Below are 19,614 nucleotides of genomic sequence, written 5' to 3'. Positions count from 1 at the left end.
ACGGCGGACCCATCGCCCATGACGGCCGACGACTCGTCCACCGTGACCGAAATCGACCTGCCGGACGCGACGCTCGAGGGCGACCTCGTCGTCCCCGAGGACGCGAGCGGAGTGGTCGTCTTCGCCCACGGCAGCGGGAGCAGCAGGCACAGCCCGCGAAACAACTTCGTCGCCGAGCGACTGCGCGAGCGCGGGCTCGGAACGCTGTTGTTCGACCTGCTGACCGAACGAGAGGATCGAAGCCGCGAGACACGGTTCGACATCGACTTACTCACCGATCGACTCGTCGCGACGACAGCGTGGCTCCGCGAGCGTCCCGAAGCGAGCGGGCGTTCGCTGGGCTACTTCGGCTCGAGCACGGGCGCTGCGGCCGCGATGCGAGGTGCAGCAAGACGAGAGACGGACATCGACGCCGTCGTCTCGAGGGGCGGCCGCGTCGACCTGGCCGCCGAGGTCGCCGACGAGCTCACCGCCCCGACGCTGTTGATCGTCGGCGGGGACGACGACTCGGTCCTCGAGTTGAACAGGGGGGTCTTCGAGGCGTTCACGGCCGAGGCCGACCTGCGTGTCGTCGAGGGAGCGGGCCACCTCTTCGAGGGCGAGGGGGAACTCGAGGCGGTTGCCGATCACGCCGCCGACTGGTTCGTGAGACATCTCGAGTCCACGGCCTAACGTCGGACGGGCTGTCCGGACGCTGCTCGAGGGGGCCGTGAGTTGACCGACTAGTTTCTGATGTGGTTTCTTATCCGACAAGTTTAATGTGTAAATACTGAATGAAATGGCATGGATGCCAAAACGCCAGCCGCGAGCGAAACGGATCGGAGTAATACGGACGCGTATTCACGTCGGACAGTCGTTGCGGTCGGGGGAACACTGTCGGTCGTCTCACTCGCTGGCTGTGCAACACTGATGGATCTGTTTGCTGACTTCGTCCTCGAGGACGTAAACGTACTCAACGATACGTCCGCTCCGGTAAGCGGGACGCTACAGATCACTGCCCCGGACGACGGCGTCGTGCTCGAGGAGTCGTTCGACCTCGAGGAAACCGACGAAAACGAGGACTCGCAGGTAGAGTACGGCGATGTCTGGGGAGCGAGTGGCGACTACGAGGTGCAACTCGAACTGGACGACGAAATCGAGGGCGACGCGAGCAAAACCGAATCGGTCTCGGTGACGGATCCGGACGAAGAAATGCTGATTATCGCGCTTGGCGGCGCTGACGCAGATGATCCCATCGTCTTCGCCGTCGTAACGGATGTGAGCGAACTCGAGGAGTACGTCGACGAGTAAATACCCGGCTGTGGAATTTAGTCGGGATTTCACGTCCCATCTGCCGGCTCGAGAGAGGACAGTTGCGAACTCCGGCCGAGCAATTATCCCGCCGAGTGGCGGACAGCCATCTATGGGCGCAGAGATTACGACGGACGAGAGCGGCAAGCGCGTGGTCGACAGCGAGGGAACCGACGTCGGCATCGTCATGGACGTCGAAGACGGGACGGCCTACGTCGAACCGAATCAGGACCTGGGCGGCGAACTCAAGACGAGACTCGGCTGGGGATCGGATACGGCGAGTACGTACCCGCTTCGAAACGACGCAATCGGCGAGATCACCGACGACGAGATCCACCTCCGAGGCGAGTACTGAGCACCGACGGGAGCCGCCGACACTAACTCGAAACGGTGACTCATACAGTTTGCTGCCCCGACGTGTCGGTGTACCCACAGGACGATCGCGGTTGCACCGGAACTGACGTACAGCAGACCGTATCAAGAAGAGCGACCACCGACCCTCGACGAAGAGTGCCAGTGTGGTGAGTGGAACGCTCCCTCGTCTCACACCAATCCGCTTCAATGGCACTCCCTCCCGCCCCACTGGTGTCATCCGCCCGCGCGTAAAGGGTGCCTTTTTATGCCGACCGTTCGTACCCATTGCTATATGTTCAAGGCCATCGTGAGCGCGGAAACGCTCACCAGTGCGCTCGATTCGATCAGCGTACTGGTCGACGAGTGTAAAATTCACCTCGAGGAAGACGGCCTCGAGATCCGGGCCGTCGACCCCGCCAACGTCGGCATGGTCGACCTTTCGCTCGACGCCGCGGCGTTCGAATCCTACGAAGCCGACGGCGGACTCATCGGTGTCGACCTCTCTCGCCTCGAGGACATCGCAGGCATGGCCGGTTCCGGCCAGCTCATCCAGTTCGAACTCGACGAAGAGACACGTAAACTCCACATCCAGATCGACGGGCTCGAGTACACGCTCGCGCTCATCGACCCCGACTCCATCCGCCAGGAGCCGGACATTCCTGACCTCGATCTGCCAGCGGAAGTCGTCCTCGAGGGCAGCGACGTCAACCGCTCGGTCAAGGCCGCCGACATGGTCTCCGACCACATCGCACTCGGCGTCGACGAGGGTGAGGAGTTCTTCTACGTCAACGCGGAAGGCGACACGGACGACGTCCACCTCGAGTTGACCCAGGAGGACCTGATCGACCTGCAGGTCGGTCCGGCACACTCGCTGTTCTCGCTCGATTATCTCAAGGACATGGACAAGGCGATCCCCGCCGACACCGAAGTAACGCTTCAACTCGGCGAGGAGTTCCCCGTCAAGATCTACTTCGGCTTCGCCGAAGCGGACGGACAGGTTACCTACATGCTCGCCCCGCGGATCCAGAGCGAGTAAGCGACCGCGAACACTCGCCGTTTTCTACATCCAAGCCCACGTCGCTATCGAGAGTTTCTCTGTCGCCGTTCAACGGTATATCTGTGTAAAACCTTGTGAGTCAGAATCTCGACCGACGGTCACCGACCGAGACCGGTCAGTACTTAAAAACAACACATAGGAAGGTAACGCCCTACCCGTTCCATCACAGAATGGACGAGTATGCCCTCCCCAGACGATTCTCACGGTCCCGACAACGAACGGTACGTCTCGACGTTCGACCCCGACGCCGGCGAGCGGGCGAGCGTCGCCGTCGTCACTGCCGTCGAAGCGGTGAGTCAGACCGATTCGCTCGAGTTACCGCCGCTTCACGACGTCGTCGACCCGGACGCACTCGACTCGCTCGTCGAACACGCTCGCCGTTCCGGCGAGGCCGGTCAGCACGAACTCTGGTTCACCTACGCGGGCTTCGAGGTTGGCGTCCGAAGCGACGGACGGGTACTGATCGGAGAGTCGACCGTGGCGAATCCGAACCCCGAGTGAGCCCGCGATTCGAGTAGCGAGCGTCTCGAGTGTACCGAGCGCCTCAAGAGCGTCGACGGTGAGCGTGCCGAGCGTCACTCGTGTTCCGCGAGGAACGCCAGCAGTTCCTCGTTGACCCGCGATGCATCCTCGATGAAAAAGAGGTGTGACCCGCCCTCGATTTGCTCGAGGCGGGCGTTCGGAATCGCTTCCTCGAGTAACAATCCGTTCGAAGCCGGAACGACCTGGTCGTCGGTGCCGTGAAGCACAAGCGTGGGGACACGAAGGCGCTCGAGTCGGTCGCTCACGTCGAAGTTTAGGACGGCCGCAGCCTGTGCCTCGCGGGCCGGTTCGCCGGCATCCTGCTCGAGTCGCCACTCGATGATACGATCTATCAGGTGTGGATTCCGATTCGTAAAGCGCTCGGAGAAGGCCGGACGCATTCGATGGCGGAGTTTCTCGCGCTCGCTCGCCCCCGTGGGAGTGTCGAAGACGTGTTTTCGGGTCTCCTCGGGAACGGGAACGGCATCCGGGCCGCCGTGGCTCGTACAACACAGCGTCAGCGTCTTCGCCCGGGAGTACTCGAGGGCGTAGCGTTGAGCGATCATCCCCCCCATGCTCGCGCCGACGATGTGCGCCTCGCGGATCCCCGCGTCCTCGAGTACCGCCTCGAGGTCGGCCGCCAGTCCGCCGATGGAGTAGCCGACCAGTTTGAAGATGAGCGGCGTCCGAATCCGACCGGGAAGCCGAGAAACGAGCGGCGGTAAGCCGACGTCAGAGCGCCCGGTTCCCCGATTGTCGGGGGCGATCACGTCGACGTCGTCGCGAACGGCTTCGCGTTGCCATCGCCACATCCAGCGGCCGTAGCCCAGTCCCTGCACGAAGACGACCGGCGTCCGTGCGCCATCGCCCACCTCGCGCTCGTAGTAAATCGACACGCCGTCGCTGTTGGCCCGTGGCATACTCGAGACTGACGTGTCGGACTCCCTTGAATTCGACCCTCGACTGCAGTGTGAGCATTTCACAGGGGCGACGACCGATTTCAATCGTCGATTACTCCCACTCGAGAATCGACGAACAATCAGCGGGTTTAACCTCGCGGAGTAACACCACATTACCGATGCAGCGACTGCACGCCCGGTACCCGTTCCTCGAGGCCGCCCGCGACGCCGTGGCGACGGAGGCCGTCGACCTGGCCACCATCGTCGAACAGGATCGGGCAGTGGTCGACCGCGCCCGTGAGCGCGTCGTGGCGGCACTCGAGGCGGGAGAAACCGGCGAGCCACGGCGAGAGACCCGGACCGAGTTGCTTTCGTATCCCGTGGCCCGCGTGCTCGTCTCGATGGTCGAAGAGCGCGTGCTCGTGCGAAAGTACGCTCGTACGGAAGCCGAAAGCGCCTACGAACGCTTCACGGACGATTTCGAGGAGACGACCGAACTCAAGAGCGTCGAGTCCGCCGGTCTCGACCTCGAGACCGTTCTCGCGGAGTTCGACCTCCAGGAGCCGATTCGAGAGACGCCCGACGGCTACCGAATCGACGTCGGGACGTACCTGCTCCTGGCGGAGGACTGCTGGGGCGACGAGTGGCGACTGGTTAATCGCGCACTAGCCGACGGCGAGGTGCCGGTAACCGATGGCGAACTGCTAACGCTGTTACAGGAAGCGGTTCGAAGCCGGATCGAAGACGGCCTCCCATTCGACGTGCCGACCGAAATCGCGAGCGCGCTCGAGGACGACGCCGACGAGATACGCGAGGTGCTCTCGGAACTCGATCTCACTCGAGAGATCGACACCGTGGTTCCCGACCTCTTCCCGCCGTGTATGAAGGCGCTCCTCGATCAGGTTCAAAAAGGCGAGCACCTGCCCCACCACTCGCGGTTCGCGATCACGGCGTTTCTCGCGAGTATCGGCATGTCGACGGACGAAATCGTCGATCTCTACCGGGTCAATTCCTCCTTCGGCGAGGAGATGACGCGCTATCAGACGGACCACATCCGCGGCGACACCTCGCCGACGGAGTACTCGCCACCATCGTGTGCGACCATGAAGTCCTACGGCGATTGCGTGAACAAAGACGACCTCTGTGAGCGCATTCCCCACCCGATGGCCTACTACGAGGAGCGAATCGACGAGGCTGACGACGACGAAGTCGAAGATTGGCGAGAGACGAACGGCGACGACGGACAAGAAGCGAGTGGCGACTGACCGGCGAACGTCGCTGGCGCGAGTGTGCGAGTGTTTTTCGACCCCTCGAGCGATCACTTATGAGACTGATCGTCCGTTAATTCGTCCGCCTGTCGCTGAATGTCCTCGAGCGCTCGTTCCTGTTCGCCTCGAGCGAGACCACCGGATTCGACGTGTCGGCCCTCGTACTGCCAGGACGGAATCGCGTTCCAGACGTCAGAGTCATCGACCGAATCGTCATCGGCGTCGTCACTGGAATCAGATTCCGACGCAGTCGTTCCGGATAGACACCAGAGAAGCACCAGAACGAACACTGCGAGCACACCAACCAGCCCGACGGCGACGAATGGGTCGACGCCGGAAATAGTACGGAAGAGGACGGACGACACGAGAAGGACGAAAATCGTTGCAACGGCGAGTGGCCGTAATCGAGATTTCGTCCGGTGTTCCGAGGTCGACCGGGTATCACCGCTATCCATACATCGTGTCAGCGGTAGAGAGTGAAAAAGCTAGCGTCGAGTACTCAGGCCGAACTCTTCGCGTCCGCGTCGTCGGTCTCGAGACCGTCTCCGGGTTCGTTCATCACGAACGCGAGGGCGATGCCGACGAGCGTCAAGAGGAGGATAAAGCCGATAATTGCGAAGACGAGCATCTCGCCGCCGTCGGCCGACAGGGCACCGTTGTCGCCACCGTATTCGGAACCGATTCCGATCATCGTACCGAGCATCAGGAGGACGGTTGAGACGGCAACGACGATTTCGATGATTCGGTCACGCTCGAGCATTATCGGATCGATTTCGGCGGCCCGGCAAAAAGCGCTTCGAAGGACGTGGGGCGGACGAAAGAAACCGGCAGGGACACCCGATCGGTAGCCGTATTCGGGTCCGAATTCAGGGAGAGGCCTCGGAAAATGGCATATAAGATCCGTGCCAGCACTCGCCGGCGCGGCCGTTATTTCGCTCGAGACCCTACCACTATCGAATAGCCAGCCGACTGCCTGCCGTCAGATCACGACGCCGGGAGGGCCATTGCGCACTGCCGGTCGTCGCTGATCGAATCATCACTTCGACGCACTATGAACACAACAGCGTCACCGAAAACGCCACTACCAGTACCGTCACGCGAGCACCTCGACGGACGGTCCCGCCGCGCTCGATCCGAGGCTATGTCCGTCCGTTCACTCGGGAGAGGGCTCTACGAGGTCGAATCGGCGAGTGACCACACCTACCTCGTCGACCTCGAGAGCGCCCGCTGTACCTGCCCGGATCATATCTTCCGCGAGGCGCGCTGTAAGCACATTCGCCGCGTCGCCATCGAGATTACCGACGGCCGGACGCCGCCACCCGGCGAACTCGCCGTCGAGTGTCACGACTGCGGAAAGACGTTCTTCGTCCCCGAAGACGACGACGCCGTAAACGGACCCGCCTACTGCTCGAGACACACCGTCTGGCCGGGCGAGACGGTCGTCGACCGCGAAACGGGAGATCGACTCACCGTCGTCGACGTCTCTGACCTTCGAGCCGACGCCGTCGAGATCGGGGCCGTCGACACCTCCGTCGCCGAGTACGCTACGAACGAGCGCTACGAACCAGACGTGCCCGTTGTCGGGGCTATCTACCCGCACGCGACGGTTGCCACGAACGGCGTCATTCCGGACTCGTTGAAGGTCTACGTCTTCCCGCGGACGCGACTCGAGAAAGCGGACTGAAAACGCCGACGCGACCCTCGAGCATGCTCGAGGGTCGACTTCGGTGACGACCTCGTCGTAAGGGCTACTCGAGCAACTCGGCGGCTTCTTCGACGTCCATCACACCCTGTTCGACCGCGTTGAGCACGCGGAGGATGTCCTCGTCCGGGCCGTCGTCGGGTTCGTCGCCGACTTGCTCGAGGGTGACCTTTTCGGAGCGGCCGACGAACTCCGCGAAGTCGGTGCCCTCAGCGATGGCCGTCTCCTTTTTGACTCGGTAGTTGCCGCCGTCGGTCACGTAGAGGTCGCCGGGGTGAAAGAAGTACCAATCCTCGCGGTCGAATCGAACCCCGATACGGGGCTTCGCGCCGAAGTTCTGTGCGAAGTAGATCAGCGCTTCGACCTCTTCGCCGGTGAGATAGATCGGGTCGCCGGAACTCGATTTCGCCTCGACAGCGTAGAAGTCCTCACCGTCACCGGCGAGCACGTCGGGGAGTTCTCGTTCCGTCGCAGAACCGCTTGCGGGTGCGCGCATCACCGCGAATCCGGATTCGTCGAGTTCGTTGACGAGTTCGCGTTCGCGGCGGTCACCCTTCGCCTGAGACATACACCGCACTCACGTGCGGGCCCTCATAAAGGAACGGACAGCGTCGCGCTCGCGGAAAACTGCGGAACGCTACAGGAGCGGAACGGCCGTGATCGCCTCGAGTAGTATCGACGGGGCGGGTTCCGCGTCCTCGATCTCGAACTCGATGGCGAGATACAAGATGGCGAACTGGAAGGCGTTGAGCGCGGCGTGGGCCGCGGTGGGAACGAGGAGGTTGTCCGTTTTCGCGTAGAGGTAGCCGAAGATGACCGAGCCGCCGAACATGATGGTCAGCGACGCGAACGTTGCGACGAGTTCCCCGGTGAGCAAGTACATCGGGAGGTGAACGAGCGCGAAGATAACGCTCGTGACGATGACCGCGTGCATTCGGGTGAATGCCGCGTACAGGCGTTTCTGGATGACGTTCCGGAAGAGGAACTCCTCTGCGGGCGCGTTGAAGAAGAAGACGATGAAGATCATGATCAGGATCATCGTCTGGTCCTCGCCGACGATGTCCATGACGTTGCTCTCGGCGGCGGGCACGTTGAGGAGAGTAAAGAGCAGGCTGACGACGTAGAGGAAGACGATCGTCCCGATACTGCCGCCGATCAGGTACTTCCAGTCGTTTCTCGTCGGCACGTGGAGGTCGATCCACGACAGGCCACGGCCGGTCGCGACCAGATAGATCACGCCGGCGAGTGCCATGCCGACGAAGTTGAGGATCAACAGGAGCGCCCGCCCTTCGACCGAGGCGTCCCCGAGTCCCTCGAGTAATGCTGGATCGTACAAAAAGGCCGGAAGCGTCGAGAACTCGGCGACGAGGAGGCCGAAGACCGTCAGCCCGATGGCGACGAGCGTCGATCGAAGCGGTGCACCATCTCGATCGGTGTCAGTTGAGCGGGAAGGCGTCTCCATACCCCGGCGTACGGGTGGGGCCTCCTTGGGTGTTCCTTCTTCGGGTCACCATCCGTCGGTGGGACTACCGACGGAGTCTACGTTCCGTGATCCCACGAGCCCATGTACTCGTGTTGGGTATCCGTCAGCGAATCGAACTCGACACCCTCGGCCTCGAGTTTGATCTCGGCGATCTCTTTGTCGAGTTCGTCGGGCACGTCGTGAACACCAGCATCGTACGCCTCACCGTTCTCGAGCATCTCACGGACACAGACGGCCTGAATGCCGAAGCTCTGGTCCATGACCTCGACGGGGTGACCGAGCGAGACGGGGGCGGCGAGATTGACGAGACGGCCTTCCGCGATGACGTTCAGTCGACGGCCGTCGGCCATCTCGTAGGCTTCGACGCCGTCGCGGGCTTCGTAGCGATCGACAGCGAGGTCGTCTAAGGCCTCGAGGTCGATTTCGATGTCGAAGTGGCCCGCGTTGGCGAGCAAGACGCCGTCTTGCATCGCTTCGAAGTGCTCCTCGACGATGACGTCGCGGTTGCCCGTCGTCGTGAGGAAGACGTCGCCCACTTCGGCGGCTTCGGCCATCGGGAGGACCTCGTAGCCCTCCATGTGGGCCTCGAGTGCGCGGCGGGGCTCGACTTCGGTGACGACGACGTTCGCGTTCTGACCGGCGGCCTTCTTCGCGACGCCCTTGCCGCAGTAGCCGAAGCCGGCGACGACGACGGTCTTGCCGGCCCACGAGAGGTTCGTGGTCATGGCGATGGAGGCGAGCGAAGACTCGCCGGTGCCGTGGACGTTGTCGAAGAGGCGCTTCATCGGCGTGTCGTTGACCGCGAAGACGGGGTACTCGAGTGCGCCGTCGTCGTCCATCGCGCGCAGGCGGTGGACGCCGGTCGTGGTCTCTTCGGCCCCGCCGACGATGCCGTCGATCAGTTCGGGGTAGTCCTCGTGGATGGCAGCGACGAGGTCCATCCCGTCGTCGACGGTGACGGTCGGCTCGTGGGCGATGACGGCCTCGATGGCGTCGTAGTACGCCTCGTCGCCGACGCCGCGCTTGGCGTAGCTGGTGATGTTCTCGTGGGAGTCGAGGGCCGCAGAGACGTCGTCGTGCGTGGAAAGCGGGTTGCAGCCCGTCACGGCGACCTCCGCGCCGCCCTCCGCGAGCGTCTCGACGAGAACCGCCGTCTTCGCCTCGACGTGCATCGCCATCGCGATGCTCTCGCCCTCGAAGGGCTGTTCCGCGAGGAACTCCTCGCGGACGCGCTCGAGGATGGGCATGTGCTGGGTCGCCCAATCCATCTTCCGTCGGCCCTCTTCGCGTGCGGACTCGAGGTCCGCCAGTTGCTCGCTGATCGGCGGATACGCAGTCTCGGTCATACGGTGAGTGAGTGCAAGCGCCGTCAAAACCCTACCGAAGCGATGGCGTCGGACTCGAAGCGATCTGGCCTGAATCACCACGACCTCACGCGTACTCGAAAATGAAAAACGACGATCGAAACGTCCGCAATCACGAGCGCTCGAGTGCACGAACGACACGACGGGGACGGACCCCTGACAGCCTCACTCGAGTCGTCGGTCGCCGTTCGTCTCCACGGAATCGCTCAGCGTCGTTCGGTCACTGTTCAGCGTGCTGGAAATACGGTCCAACGTGAGAGGATTACGGTCCAGCGTGGTCCGGCGGACCGCCGCTGTCGTCATCGTCCTCGTCGTCTTCAGCGTCGTCGTCGCTCTCATCGTCGCCGTCCTCCTCGTCTTCATCGTCCGCTGGGCCAGCGTGGTCCGGTGGGCCCTGTCCGTCGTCGTCATCGTCACCAGATGGACCGGCGTGATCCGGCGGGCCGGCGTGGTCGGGTGCGTTACCTGGGTTGTTCTCGACTGCGAAACTCGCAATCGAGAGGCCTGGTGGACCATCGGAGTCGTCGTCCTGGGCGAACGAAGAGACGAGTGAGCCGAAGTTGTCGGCCTCAGCGTCCTCGTCGACCGACTCGAGCGTCGCGGTCTCCTCGACGGACTCGTCGTCGACAGTCGTCTCGAGTGCGAGTTCGACGCTCTCGTTCCCGTCCGGAGCCTCGAGCGCGACCGTGCCGTTCTCGTCGGTCGTGTGCGTGCCGACATCCGCGTAGGAATCGTTGTCGTCGACGGTATCGACCGTCACGTTCGTGTCGGCGACGCCGTCGCCGTCCGCGCTGACCGTCGCGGTGACGTTCTCACCGTCCTGATCGACCTCGATGGACGGGGCCTCCTCGTCATCGTCGGCCCCCTCGAGCGTCGCCTCCGTCTCCGTCGTCGCGTCGTCGGCCGTCACCTCGAGGCCGATATCGACGTCGGAGTCAGGCTCGGGAAGCTCGACCAGCCCATCGTCGTCGGTCGTGTGCTCGCCCGTGCCGTCGTAGGAGTCGTTGTCGTCGGTGGTCGTCACGTCGACAGTCGCGTTCGCGACCACGCTCTCGTTCGATTCGACCGTCACGACGTACTGTTCGTCGTCGACGTGGACTGAGAGGTCATCGTCGGTCGCTTCGTCCGCCGCTGCTGCCCCCAGTGGAGCCAGCGCAGACACGATCATGACTATCGCCAGTGTCGCCGCAAGCAGTCGGTACCCGTTCATTCTACTCGAGACATTCAGGTATTCGTGAATAAACCCCCGAGGCAGTTCTCGACAGTTGCCCGCAGTTGAAACGCCAGTAAAACAGTTTGTAGCGTTTATAACGGAATCTAGACGTTCGGATTTCTTTTCGACCGTGACGAGTGACCGTCGCGAGTGGTCGTCGCTCGTCAGTTCTCTGCGCGTTCGACGAGCGCCATCGCGGCCTCGCCCGCCGCCGTTCGAACCGACTCCTCCTCGAGCGTGAGGACGTCGCGATCACGCATCAGCACCTGCCCGTCACAGATCGTGTGGCGAACGTCGGCCGCCGCCGTGGCGTACGCGAGGTGACTCACGAGGTCGTGGTGTGGCGTGAGATGGGGTTGCTCGAGGTCGATCACGGCGAGGTCGGCGGGGGCTCCTTCCTCGAGTCGGCCGGACTCGAGGCCGATGGCGTCGGCGCTTCCCTGCGTCATCATGCGGACGGCCGACTCGGCGTCGACGGCGCTCGCGTCGCCGTCTTTGAGTTTGCCGATCATGGCCGCGTCGCGCGTCTCGTCGAGCATCGAGAGGTCGTTGTTCGAGGCCGCGCCGTCGGTGCCGATGCCGACGGTGACGCCGGCGTCGAGCATCCGTTGGACGGGGGCGATGCCGCTCGCCAGTTTCATGTTCGAGGCGGGACAGTGGATGACGCTCGTACCGGCCTCCGCGAGCAAGCCGATCTCGCTCTCGTCGAGGTGGACGCCGTGGGCGAGGAAGTCGCCCTCCTCGAGCATCCCGCGTTCGGCGGCGTAGGCCATCGGCCGCACGCCGCGTTCCTCGACGATGGGCGTCACCTCGTTCGCGGTCTCGTTGCCGTGGAAGTGGATCGGCACGCCGAGTTCGCGAGCCTTCGGAACGAACTCCTCGAGGTACTCGCTTCCGACGGTTGTCAGCGAGTGAGGCATGAACGCCGTCGAGATCCGACCGTCGGCGCGCCCGTCGAGAGCCTCGGCGACCTCGAGGCCCTCCTGGGCGTCCGCGCGAGCTTCCTCGTCGTTCGACGCGACGGTGATGACGCCGTGGCCGAGTCGAGCACGAAGGCCGGCCTCTTCGACGGCATCGGCAATCTGGGGAACCATGAAGTACATGTCCGCGAAGGCGGTCGTCCCCGACTTGATCATCTCGAGGAGGCCGAGTTTCGCCCCGACGTGGACGTCTTCGGGGGTCAGTTCGGCTTCGGTCGGAAAGATATCCTCCTGGAGCCACGCGTCGAGGGGCTTGTCGTCGGCGTACCCGCGGAGGAGCGTCATGGCGACGTGCGAGTGGCCGTTGACAAAGCCGGGCGTGACCAGCGACCCGCTCGCGTCGATCGTTTCGTCGGCGTCGCCCGCCAGTCCGTCGCCGATCTCGAGGATCTCGCCGCCGTCCTGATCGATCAGTACGTCCGCTCGCGTAACCGAAATGTCGGGTAACAGCACCTGCCCGCCGGTGATCGCCAGTGTCGTCATGCACGTGCGTTTCTCCCGAGACGGCGTTATACTGTCGAATGAGATTCTAGCAGGTCTCCGACGAGTCTCGCGGCGAACACCGCCAGTACCCGTCCCGCTCGTCGATTTCGTATCCCGCTTCCTCGAGTGCCGTCGCCGTCTCGGCCGGCACGTCACCCGCCAGCCCCTCGTCGTGTATCTCGACAAAGACGGTTGGTTCGTGACACTCGAGCGTCGTTCGGGCCCCGCGAAGGACGTCGGGAGCCGCCCCTTCGACGTCGATTTTGAGCGCGTCCGGCGGCGAGAGTGCGTCGTCCTGGCGGACAAGGTCGTCCAGTCGATAGCTCGAGACGCGATGCACGTCCGTGACGCTGGCTCCCCAGCGAGTTGCGCTCTCGCGGTCGAACGCCGACAGTTCGGGGTACGTCGAGACGTAGAACGACCGGGTTCGGGTTTCCGCGCCGAGTCCGCAGGGACGGACATCGATTCGGTTCTCAAGGCCGTTCGCCCGAATATTCGCCCGGAGACGCTCGTACATCGGCGGCGAGGGTTCGAACGCGACGACGCGACGGTCGGGAGAGCCACTCGCGAGCGCGAGGGCGTAGATACCGACGTTCGCGCCGATATCGTAGATTACGTCCGCGGGTCCGGAACGGCGGGCGACCTCCTCGAGCATCGAATCGTCCGCGTGGCGAGTCAACGGTTCGTAACAGCGCACGGGCCCCGCGGCCGTTCGGTTGGTCCGTGCGACGAGTTCGTAGTCGTAGTTCGTCTTGGCCACTCGGTCGTACGTCCGATAGCCGACGCTCCAGGCGAGCGAGCGTGCCCGACTCACGACCCTGTCGGCTGACTCGAGCGTGCGCACGTGCTCACTGACGCGAGCCACGCAGTTGAGGGTTCGTCCGGGTGTCGATGTGTGAAGAGGCGCCGGCGTGTTGTAGCGGGCGCTCGTCTCGAGTTCTCGAGCGATTCAGGCATCGACAGAAGCGAAGCGGGAGTGAGCCAGTGAGCCGAGTTGGAATGTCAATACGACGTTACGGTGACAGAAAGCGGTGGTGTCGATGTCGGGTTGGCTACTGTCGACGATGGTGGTAGAACGATTCTCGCTACCGCTTTTGGCACTTTCTGAGCGAACGTCCGACGATTTCAGCCACTCGAACAGTTTCGTATCGTGAATGTATCGGGCGGTATATATCACCGAAGACTGTCATCGAGATTCGATGATACATGTCAACAAATGACTCAGAGAGTGATGGTGATATCGATCACGTCGAGTACGGCACCGTCGAACACGACGATCCAGGCCCGGCGAGCGACGACACGTGGAACACCGTCGAGGCGGACAGCGCGTCCGTCGCGTTCGACTGGGGGTTCGAAGAGCCACCGGCCGTGATCGTCGAACCGGCCGAAGAGACCTCGGTGGGTCTCCACCGAGCGATCAACGTCTCCGCGACGGGGTTCGAAACGCGGTGGATGGTCTACGACGACGACTCCGAAGCCGTCGACGCCGACTGGGCCGCATTCGGCGAAGCAGCCCAGAGTCGCGGCCACGAACCCAGCGCGAGCGAGACGCACATCCGACCCGGCGGCCCCTGGCCGACCGAAACCCAGCAGTTGAACATCAACTCGTTACACGACTACGAGCAACTCGAGCGCTCCCTCGAGCGGATCGAACAAAAGGGCAGCGGCGAGGTGACCGTCGAGTCCGTCGGCGAGTCGAACGAGGGACGTGATATCTACCTCGCGACGGCAGGGTCGGGCGACACGGACGTCTTCCTCTTCGCCGAGCAACACGCGGACGAGGCGACGGGCTGTGAAGCGCTGTTGAACCTGCTCGACGAACTCGCCGCCGGGGGTAGGTGGAACGACCTGCTCTCGGAGTTGACGATCCACGTGATGCCCCGGGCGAACCCGGACGGCACCGAGGTCGGCGAGTTGCGCCACCGGTTCAACGTCGATCCGGACGCCCCCGCGAGGGACGAATCGGTCGGGATCTACACCGACTACGACGACGCCGGCGTCGGCTGGGACGTCAATCGATACCACTGGTTCGACTGGACCGAGAGCGAACTCTACCAGAACCTGCCCGAGGAGTACCCCGAGAATCCCGTTCCAGAGGCCCAGATTCTCGTCGATACCATCGAGGAGATCGACCCGCTCTGGGTCGGCGACTTCCACAACCAGTACCACTACATCAGTGACGACGGCGAGAACATCACCGGGTCGGTCTACTGGCCGACGTCACCCGGTGCCGACGACGACGCGGTCGACCTCTCGAAACAGCTCTGTCGTGGCATCTACGACGACGTCGACTCGCAGGGGAACACGACGCTTTCCCAGTTCCCCGGCGGCGACGGCCGGGGCATCGCGCGCAACAGCTACGGCGAGGAGGGAATCGCCTGCGTCCTGATCGAAATGCGCGGCCAGACCGACGAGTTCGGCCAAAAATCCGGCGGCCGACTCATCAGAACCGCCTACGAGATGACGGTGAGCATGCTCGAGCGAACGGCCGACGAGTCCGTCTTCGACATCGACCCCGAGGCGGCCGACGAGATGCCAGAGCGCGGCGAGCGCTACCAGCGGACGTTTCACCCCTCCGAGGAACTGGAGGCCGAACTCGAGGAAGACGAGGCGGAATTGGACGACGACTACTTCGAATGCACCTGCTAAACAGCCATGACGAACGACACTGACTCCACGACTAAGGACACGAAACCAACTGATGAATCGAAGCCGACCCCCGCTGACGACCACCGGTCTTCCGAGTCCGAGACCGACCGCGAGCGGCCCTCGAGGCGCGTCCAATCGTCGACCGCGGCGGTCGATCCGACGAGCGACTCGGGGATAGGCTTGGCACTCGAGCGCCGACACGTCATCGCGAGCACCCTCGCGGCGGTCGGCCTCGCCGGCGCGAACACGGCACAGGCCAGACACGAAAACAACGGGCAAGGGAACGGGAACGGACAGGGTCACGGAGGCGGAAATGGGCAGGGACAAGGCCAGAGCGATATCGACGTGAAGACGGGTCACGTCTCCCACGAGAGCCCGGGAGCGGCCGACGACGGCTCGTGGAACACGTCCGAAGTCGACCAGCAGTCGGTCGAGTTCGAGGAATCGTTCGAAGCGCCGCCGGTCGTCTTCATCGGCGCGGCCGACTACACGACCATCGGCATGTTCCGGGCCATCGAGGTCACAGAAGACGGGTTCGAGTCCAGGTGGATGGTCTACCAGAGCGAGTCGTTCGCTCCGCCGGACGCACAGTGGGTCGCCGTGGGGCAATCATGAACGTCGAGTACCGCGAGATCGCCAGTTCGAGCGATCCCTCCGATTCCCACCCGTGGTACGACCTCGCCGTCGACGAGGAAGCCGGCACGTTACGGATCGTCGAGGAGGCCGACGGCGGTCTCGACGCCGCGATCCCGAGCGGCGAGGAGACCATCGGCGAGGGGAGTGACGTCGACACCGACAGTGACCTGATCGTCGCGTTAACTCAGGAGGGCGACCTCATCACCTACAACACGGACGCGACCGAGGTGCCGCCGCTTCGCGCGCACCTGGCCTGGTACGACGCGACGACGGACACCCTCGAGGTGCTCGAGTTCGTCGAGCCCTGAGCCGGACCCCGCGCTCGAGGAAAGCGGAGGGACAACTCGCGACGGCCAAACACCTTCGGCAAACGCCGTCGTTGCTCGAGTGTGGACGCAGAACCGATGCCAACCGACCCTATCGAGCAAATCGTCGCGACGGCGTTCGACGCCGACGTTCGGACCCGCTGGCAACCCAAGTCGGGCTCGGTCGCCGAGACGACCGTAGTCGAACTCGAGAACGCTCGCGGCGACGTTCCGCAGCGACTCGTCTGCAAGCGCGGCGGAGCCAGCGTCTGGACCGGCGACGTGATCGAACCCGCCGTCCTCGAGTTGCTCGAGCAGCGGAGTGAGCTGCCCGTTCCGAGCGTGTTGGCATTCGGGGACATCGTGGATGAGACGGGAACGGCGCGCGAGGCTGACCCACTCGAGCGATGGGCGTGTTACGAGTACCTCGAGGGGACGAATCCCGGTCCTCGGTACGCTACTCTCGAGCCTGCCGTGCGTCGGCGACTGGTGGCCGACGCGGGGGCGCACCTGGGGCGACTGCATGGGATGTCGGAACTCGAGTTCGAGCGCGTCGGTGGGCTTGCCCGCGGAGAGAACGGCACCGACCTCGTCCTGCGTGAGCCGGCGGGATGGCACGCCGTCGATTCGGATACACTCCGCGAGCAGCTCCCGATCTCGGTTCCGCCGGCCGGCGGCGACGACAGACGGCCAGTGTTGACACACGGCGACTACCAGCCCAGCAACCTGCTAGTCGACGATAGCGGCGCGATCACGGCCGTCCTCGATTGGGGCAACGCTCACGTCACCCACGCCGAGTACGCCCTCGCGCGAGCGGAGATTCGGTTCGTCGACGGCTACGCGGGACGGCTGTCTCGAGGTGAACGCCGACGGCTTCGGGCGGCGTTTCGAGCGTCGTACGCCCGTCACGCGCCACTCGAGGCCGGCTTCGGGCGACGAGCGCCGCTCGAGAAGCTGCGGTGGGTGGTGCAGTCAGGGTCGAATTACGCTCGACTCTTGGGGGAGGATCGCGGGCGGCGACAGCTATGGCGACAGTGTCGTCGGCTCCTCGAGTGAGTCGGACAGCGGCGAGCGTGTACGGAGTCGGCGGATTTATCCTCGCTTTCGTGGACAGGACAGGTATGAACGGGAGCGATGACGATCGTGACGGCTGGCCCGAGACGGAATCGGAGCGTCGCGAGGAGTACGGCGTCGCGACCGACAGGGAATCCGAACGAGACGACTCGTGGGAGTCGGACCATCCGACCGTCGACCTCGCCGACGACGATGGGCGAGGACGGTCCTCGAGTCCGGCTCCGGCGGGGGACCCGGGACGAGACCGCGATCCGTCACCGGCGGACCCGCCGGATTCGGCGGCGATTCGCAACTGGACGCTGCTCTCGGCTGCGCTGGCGGTGATCTCGCTGGCGACCGCAGCGGCGATTTTCGGCACCTACGAGGCCCCGACGGCTACGGCCGGGGCCGTCGTCCTCGGCGCGGGCTTCGGGTTGATTGCCGTCGCCGGCCGGTCGTTCCCGCTGATTTTCGGCTACCTCGACGACGCCTGGTCCGAGCACCGACGGTACGTCGGATTTTCGGCCGGACTGTTCGCGTTCGGTATCCTCGTCGGAGCCCTGCTCTACGCCGCCGGGATCAACCTGATCGATCTGTTGCTCGAGATCGTCGCCGAGGAGTTAGGCGAGGACGAACTCCCCGGCGGCGAGGGTGAGTTGGCCGACGAGGAGACCATCGAACTCTCGGCGACGTTCTTCATCGTCAACAACACGCCGCCGTTTCTGGCGTCGATTTTCGGCGCGCTCACGCTCGGCTTCTTCACGTTCGTCATCATGGTCTTCAACGGCGTCATCGTCGGGAATATCGCCGCGTTCACCGGCATGGAAAGCGGGTTCGGAATCGTCGTTGCCCTGCTCGCCCCCCACGGCATCTTCGAACTGACGGCGCTGTTCGTCGCCGCCGGCGTGGGCTTTCGGTTCCTCTACCGCGCCGGGGAACGACTCGCGGGAACTCGAGACGCGCTGTTCACGAAACGGTATCTCGTGGGGACGCTCGCGCTGGTCGTCTTCGCCTGGCTGGTGCTCGTACTCGCCGCGTTCGTCGAGGCCTACGTGACGTTCCTGGTCGCGGAGGCGCTGTTCCCCGACGCGGTCTAACAGACGGTCGCACACTCGAGTGTTAGCGACCCGACTGGGAGTTGAGTATGTGGTCGTGAAAACGCGATTCAGTTGTGGGACTACTGGTATGGGCGTGCGTATATCCGGGAGTTGCCGTCTGGTACGGATCGTTGTAACGTTTTACCGATGATCGGTCAACTGTGGCAGCGATCAAAGATAACAAATCACAACAGACCGTCTGAATCGTAAATTTGGCTACCCATCGATGAGTGTGAGTTTTTCGTGCTTCTCCGTCGGAATTGGGTTGACGTACGTCACGTCTTCACCAGCACACAGGTCGTCAAAATCACCATCGGTCGTGAGTAAATAATCTGCGTCGTACGACCGCGCAAGAGCCAAAATAAAGGCGTCGTACACGTCGTGATTTTTCTCGGCGCTAATATCATACGCCTCGAGCAGCGTCGTCTCAGTGGCGCTCACGATTCGGGCAGGGCTGCTCACGAGCGATTGAACGGCGTTTCGCGCAGCAACTGCATCCACGCCGAAATTACTCGTCATGAGATACTGCGCTCGCAGCGGGTAGTAATCGAACACGAGCAACACGTTTGGCCCGTCGAGAGCGTTTTGGATCCACGGATACACGTCGTCGTGCGCCGGGTGATCGTCGGTCAGACCGATCGCGAGAACGTTCACGTCAGTGAGAACCGTGACTTCGGTCGGTAGCGACTCGTTCATCTCGTCCACTCACCGATCCATCGGCCCGAAGAGCGTCTCTCCGGCATCAACCGGAGTCGTGTTCGTCCAGTCGTCTCGGTCTGCCGTTGCCGTCTCCAGCTTCGAACTCGGTTTCGGGTTAACCTCGAGTACAGAACCGACGAGGGTCGCGGGGATCTCGTCGTTCGATTCGATTCCGAGTCGCTCCCTGATTTCCTTGGGGAGCGTCACCCGCCCCCGGTCGTCTACCGTGAGCGAGAGCGTTTCGCCCCGATTTGCTTCGTTTGACGTGTTTCCCATTTTTGACCACCGTATACCCACTACTGCGTTGACAGATAAAACTCTTGCTCCCTGTAAAACCGAGTGAGTCTCGAGTGCGTCGCCTCGAGCCCATATTCGCAGTAATTTCCCGTCACTTGTCGGTAGATATAAGAGACAATAGTCCAACAATTAGCACGGAAGCCGTCTCCGACGGGGGTATCGAAACGCCCCGGGTGCTGGAACCACCCGAGACTGGCTTCCAACCACGTCGGTTCAAAGCCATGATTACATCACTCCTCGCGGGATATAAACATCCCGGCACC

The 19,614-nt window shown here is 63.3% G+C and carries 23 protein-coding genes; 12 read left to right on the top strand and 11 right to left on the bottom strand.

Annotated features, from left to right (window positions below):
* Positions 1-18: 18 nt before the first annotated feature.
* The 5 genes from BB347_RS15090 to BB347_RS15070 all read left to right on the top strand — a co-directional run bounded on the left by BB347_RS15090 (position 19) and on the right by BB347_RS15070 (position 3,202).
* Positions 19-672, top strand: coding sequence for a dienelactone hydrolase family protein (locus BB347_RS15090; protein ID WP_076582658.1), 654 nt, complete (start codon positions 19-21; stop codon positions 670-672).
* 111 nt (positions 673-783) lie between these two features.
* Entirely contained in the window at positions 784-1,290 is a 507-nt protein-coding gene (locus tag BB347_RS15085) for a hypothetical protein (RefSeq protein ID WP_076582659.1), read from the top strand.
* 112 nt (positions 1,291-1,402) lie between these two features.
* The gene (locus BB347_RS15080) at positions 1,403-1,645 is read left to right on the top strand and encodes a hypothetical protein (RefSeq protein ID WP_076582661.1); all 243 of its coding nucleotides are present in this window, start codon (positions 1,403-1,405) and stop codon (positions 1,643-1,645) included.
* 291 nt (positions 1,646-1,936) lie between these two features.
* Entirely contained in the window at positions 1,937-2,680 is a 744-nt protein-coding gene (locus tag BB347_RS15075) for a DNA polymerase sliding clamp (protein WP_076582662.1), read from the top strand.
* 201 nt (positions 2,681-2,881) lie between these two features.
* Entirely contained in the window at positions 2,882-3,202 is a 321-nt protein-coding gene (locus tag BB347_RS15070; protein WP_076582664.1) for a HalOD1 output domain-containing protein, read from the top strand.
* A gap of 74 nt (positions 3,203-3,276) precedes the next feature.
* On the opposite strand, the gene BB347_RS15065 is transcribed toward BB347_RS15070, so the two are convergent.
* Positions 3,277-4,143 carry an alpha/beta fold hydrolase gene (locus BB347_RS15065; RefSeq protein WP_076582665.1) on the bottom strand — a complete coding sequence of 289 codons (867 nt, stop codon included), beginning with the start codon at positions 4,141-4,143 and terminating at the stop codon, positions 3,277-3,279.
* Positions 4,144-4,301: 158 nt separating this feature from the next.
* Here BB347_RS15065 and priL point away from each other — a divergent pair, with 158 nt between their 5' ends.
* Positions 4,302-5,387 (top strand): DNA primase regulatory subunit PriL, encoded by a 1,086-nt coding sequence (priL, locus tag BB347_RS15060; RefSeq protein ID WP_076582667.1) that lies wholly within the window; start codon positions 4,302-4,304, stop codon positions 5,385-5,387.
* Positions 5,388-5,440: 53 nt separating this feature from the next.
* Here the strand turns inward: priL and BB347_RS15055 are convergent, their stop codons facing one another.
* Positions 5,441-5,845, bottom strand: coding sequence for a hypothetical protein (locus tag BB347_RS15055; RefSeq protein WP_076582668.1), 405 nt, complete (start codon positions 5,843-5,845; stop codon positions 5,441-5,443).
* Between the two features lie 44 nt (positions 5,846-5,889).
* On the bottom strand, positions 5,890-6,150 hold the full coding sequence (locus tag BB347_RS15050; RefSeq protein ID WP_076582670.1) for a DUF7472 family protein: 261 nt from the start codon (positions 6,148-6,150) through the stop codon (positions 5,890-5,892).
* A gap of 291 nt (positions 6,151-6,441) precedes the next feature.
* Between BB347_RS15050 and BB347_RS15045 the strand changes: the two genes are divergently transcribed.
* Positions 6,442-7,074, top strand: coding sequence for an SWIM zinc finger family protein (locus tag BB347_RS15045; RefSeq protein ID WP_076582672.1), 633 nt, complete (start codon positions 6,442-6,444; stop codon positions 7,072-7,074).
* Between the two features lie 64 nt (positions 7,075-7,138).
* Here the strand turns inward: BB347_RS15045 and hjc are convergent, their stop codons facing one another.
* From hjc to BB347_RS15015, 6 genes are all read right to left on the bottom strand, one after another.
* Positions 7,139-7,660: a Holliday junction resolvase Hjc gene (gene hjc / locus BB347_RS15040; RefSeq protein ID WP_076582673.1), complete on the bottom strand. Its 522-nt coding sequence runs from the start codon at positions 7,658-7,660 to the stop codon at positions 7,139-7,141.
* A gap of 69 nt (positions 7,661-7,729) precedes the next feature.
* Positions 7,730-8,554, bottom strand: coding sequence for a CPBP family intramembrane glutamic endopeptidase (locus tag BB347_RS15035; protein WP_076582675.1), 825 nt, complete (start codon positions 8,552-8,554; stop codon positions 7,730-7,732).
* A gap of 77 nt (positions 8,555-8,631) precedes the next feature.
* A complete protein-coding gene (locus tag BB347_RS15030; RefSeq protein WP_076582676.1) occupies positions 8,632-9,921 on the bottom strand; it encodes an adenosylhomocysteinase in 1,290 nt (429 codons plus the stop codon).
* A 280-nt stretch (positions 9,922-10,201) separates the two neighbouring features.
* Complete coding sequence (locus tag BB347_RS15025; protein ID WP_076582678.1) at positions 10,202-11,149, bottom strand: hypothetical protein; 948 nt, start codon at positions 11,147-11,149, stop codon at positions 10,202-10,204.
* A 167-nt stretch (positions 11,150-11,316) separates the two neighbouring features.
* The gene (locus BB347_RS15020) at positions 11,317-12,615 is read right to left on the bottom strand and encodes an amidohydrolase (RefSeq protein ID WP_076582679.1); all 1,299 of its coding nucleotides are present in this window, start codon (positions 12,613-12,615) and stop codon (positions 11,317-11,319) included.
* 46 nt (positions 12,616-12,661) lie between these two features.
* Positions 12,662-13,459: an FkbM family methyltransferase gene (locus BB347_RS15015; protein WP_236995958.1), complete on the bottom strand. Its 798-nt coding sequence runs from the start codon at positions 13,457-13,459 to the stop codon at positions 12,662-12,664.
* A 362-nt stretch (positions 13,460-13,821) separates the two neighbouring features.
* Here BB347_RS15015 and BB347_RS15010 point away from each other — a divergent pair, with 362 nt between their 5' ends.
* From BB347_RS15010 to BB347_RS14990, 5 genes are all read left to right on the top strand, one after another.
* A complete protein-coding gene (locus BB347_RS15010; protein WP_076582681.1) occupies positions 13,822-15,264 on the top strand; it encodes a M14 family zinc carboxypeptidase in 1,443 nt (480 codons plus the stop codon).
* A gap of 6 nt (positions 15,265-15,270) precedes the next feature.
* The gene (locus BB347_RS15005; protein ID WP_076582682.1) at positions 15,271-15,879 is read left to right on the top strand and encodes a hypothetical protein; all 609 of its coding nucleotides are present in this window, start codon (positions 15,271-15,273) and stop codon (positions 15,877-15,879) included.
* On the top strand, positions 15,876-16,208 hold the full coding sequence (locus tag BB347_RS15000; protein ID WP_083687776.1) for a hypothetical protein: 333 nt from the start codon (positions 15,876-15,878) through the stop codon (positions 16,206-16,208). The genes BB347_RS15005 and BB347_RS15000 overlap by 4 nt, the downstream gene beginning before the upstream one ends.
* Positions 16,209-16,304: 96 nt before the next feature.
* Complete coding sequence (locus BB347_RS14995; RefSeq protein WP_076582940.1) at positions 16,305-17,261, top strand: phosphotransferase family protein; 957 nt, start codon at positions 16,305-16,307, stop codon at positions 17,259-17,261.
* A gap of 65 nt (positions 17,262-17,326) precedes the next feature.
* Positions 17,327-18,355, top strand: coding sequence for a stage II sporulation protein M (locus BB347_RS14990; RefSeq protein WP_076582684.1), 1,029 nt, complete (start codon positions 17,327-17,329; stop codon positions 18,353-18,355).
* 216 nt (positions 18,356-18,571) lie between these two features.
* Here the strand turns inward: BB347_RS14990 and BB347_RS14985 are convergent, their stop codons facing one another.
* Positions 18,572-19,051, bottom strand: coding sequence for a type II toxin-antitoxin system VapC family toxin (locus BB347_RS14985; RefSeq protein ID WP_076582941.1), 480 nt, complete (start codon positions 19,049-19,051; stop codon positions 18,572-18,574).
* 9 nt (positions 19,052-19,060) lie between these two features.
* Positions 19,061-19,330 (bottom strand): AbrB/MazE/SpoVT family DNA-binding domain-containing protein, encoded by a 270-nt coding sequence (locus BB347_RS14980; protein ID WP_076582685.1) that lies wholly within the window; start codon positions 19,328-19,330, stop codon positions 19,061-19,063.
* Positions 19,331-19,614 lie beyond the last annotated feature (284 nt).

This window comes from Natronorubrum daqingense (genome assembly GCF_001971705.1).
GTDB classification, from domain to species: domain Archaea; phylum Halobacteriota; class Halobacteria; order Halobacteriales; family Natrialbaceae; genus Natronorubrum; species Natronorubrum daqingense.
The sequence above is the reverse complement of the archived record's forward strand: the minus strand, read 5'-3'. Positions and strand labels throughout refer to the sequence as shown.

Excerpts from the sequence above, each read along its gene's own strand:
- BB347_RS15090 (WP_076582658.1), top strand. The coding sequence starts at position 19 with ATGACGGCCGACGACTCGTCCACCGTGACCGAAATCGACCTGCCGGAC.
- BB347_RS15085 (WP_076582659.1), top strand. The coding sequence starts at position 784 with ATGGATGCCAAAACGCCAGCCGCGAGCGAAACGGATCGGAGTAATACG.
- BB347_RS15080 (WP_076582661.1), top strand. The coding sequence starts at position 1,403 with ATGGGCGCAGAGATTACGACGGACGAGAGCGGCAAGCGCGTGGTCGAC.
- BB347_RS15075 (WP_076582662.1), top strand. The coding sequence starts at position 1,937 with ATGTTCAAGGCCATCGTGAGCGCGGAAACGCTCACCAGTGCGCTCGAT.
- BB347_RS15070 (WP_076582664.1), top strand. The coding sequence starts at position 2,882 with ATGCCCTCCCCAGACGATTCTCACGGTCCCGACAACGAACGGTACGTC.
- BB347_RS15065 (WP_076582665.1), bottom strand. The coding sequence starts at position 4,143 with ATGCCACGGGCCAACAGCGACGGCGTGTCGATTTACTACGAGCGCGAG.
- priL (WP_076582667.1), top strand. The coding sequence starts at position 4,302 with ATGCAGCGACTGCACGCCCGGTACCCGTTCCTCGAGGCCGCCCGCGAC.
- BB347_RS15055 (WP_076582668.1), bottom strand. The coding sequence starts at position 5,845 with ATGGATAGCGGTGATACCCGGTCGACCTCGGAACACCGGACGAAATCT.
- BB347_RS15050 (WP_076582670.1), bottom strand. The coding sequence starts at position 6,150 with ATGCTCGAGCGTGACCGAATCATCGAAATCGTCGTTGCCGTCTCAACC.
- BB347_RS15045 (WP_076582672.1), top strand. The coding sequence starts at position 6,442 with ATGAACACAACAGCGTCACCGAAAACGCCACTACCAGTACCGTCACGC.
- hjc (WP_076582673.1), bottom strand. The coding sequence starts at position 7,660 with ATGTCTCAGGCGAAGGGTGACCGCCGCGAACGCGAACTCGTCAACGAA.
- BB347_RS15035 (WP_076582675.1), bottom strand. The coding sequence starts at position 8,554 with ATGGAGACGCCTTCCCGCTCAACTGACACCGATCGAGATGGTGCACCG.
- BB347_RS15030 (WP_076582676.1), bottom strand. The coding sequence starts at position 9,921 with ATGACCGAGACTGCGTATCCGCCGATCAGCGAGCAACTGGCGGACCTC.
- BB347_RS15025 (WP_076582678.1), bottom strand. The coding sequence starts at position 11,149 with ATGAACGGGTACCGACTGCTTGCGGCGACACTGGCGATAGTCATGATC.
- BB347_RS15020 (WP_076582679.1), bottom strand. The coding sequence starts at position 12,615 with ATGACGACACTGGCGATCACCGGCGGGCAGGTGCTGTTACCCGACATT.
- BB347_RS15010 (WP_076582681.1), top strand. The coding sequence starts at position 13,822 with ATGTCAACAAATGACTCAGAGAGTGATGGTGATATCGATCACGTCGAG.
- BB347_RS15005 (WP_076582682.1), top strand. The coding sequence starts at position 15,271 with ATGACGAACGACACTGACTCCACGACTAAGGACACGAAACCAACTGAT.
- BB347_RS15000 (WP_083687776.1), top strand. The coding sequence starts at position 15,876 with ATGAACGTCGAGTACCGCGAGATCGCCAGTTCGAGCGATCCCTCCGAT.
- BB347_RS14995 (WP_076582940.1), top strand. The coding sequence starts at position 16,305 with ATGCCAACCGACCCTATCGAGCAAATCGTCGCGACGGCGTTCGACGCC.
- BB347_RS14990 (WP_076582684.1), top strand. The coding sequence starts at position 17,327 with ATGAACGGGAGCGATGACGATCGTGACGGCTGGCCCGAGACGGAATCG.
- BB347_RS14985 (WP_076582941.1), bottom strand. The coding sequence starts at position 19,051 with ATGAACGAGTCGCTACCGACCGAAGTCACGGTTCTCACTGACGTGAAC.
- BB347_RS14980 (WP_076582685.1), bottom strand. The coding sequence starts at position 19,330 with ATGGGAAACACGTCAAACGAAGCAAATCGGGGCGAAACGCTCTCGCTC.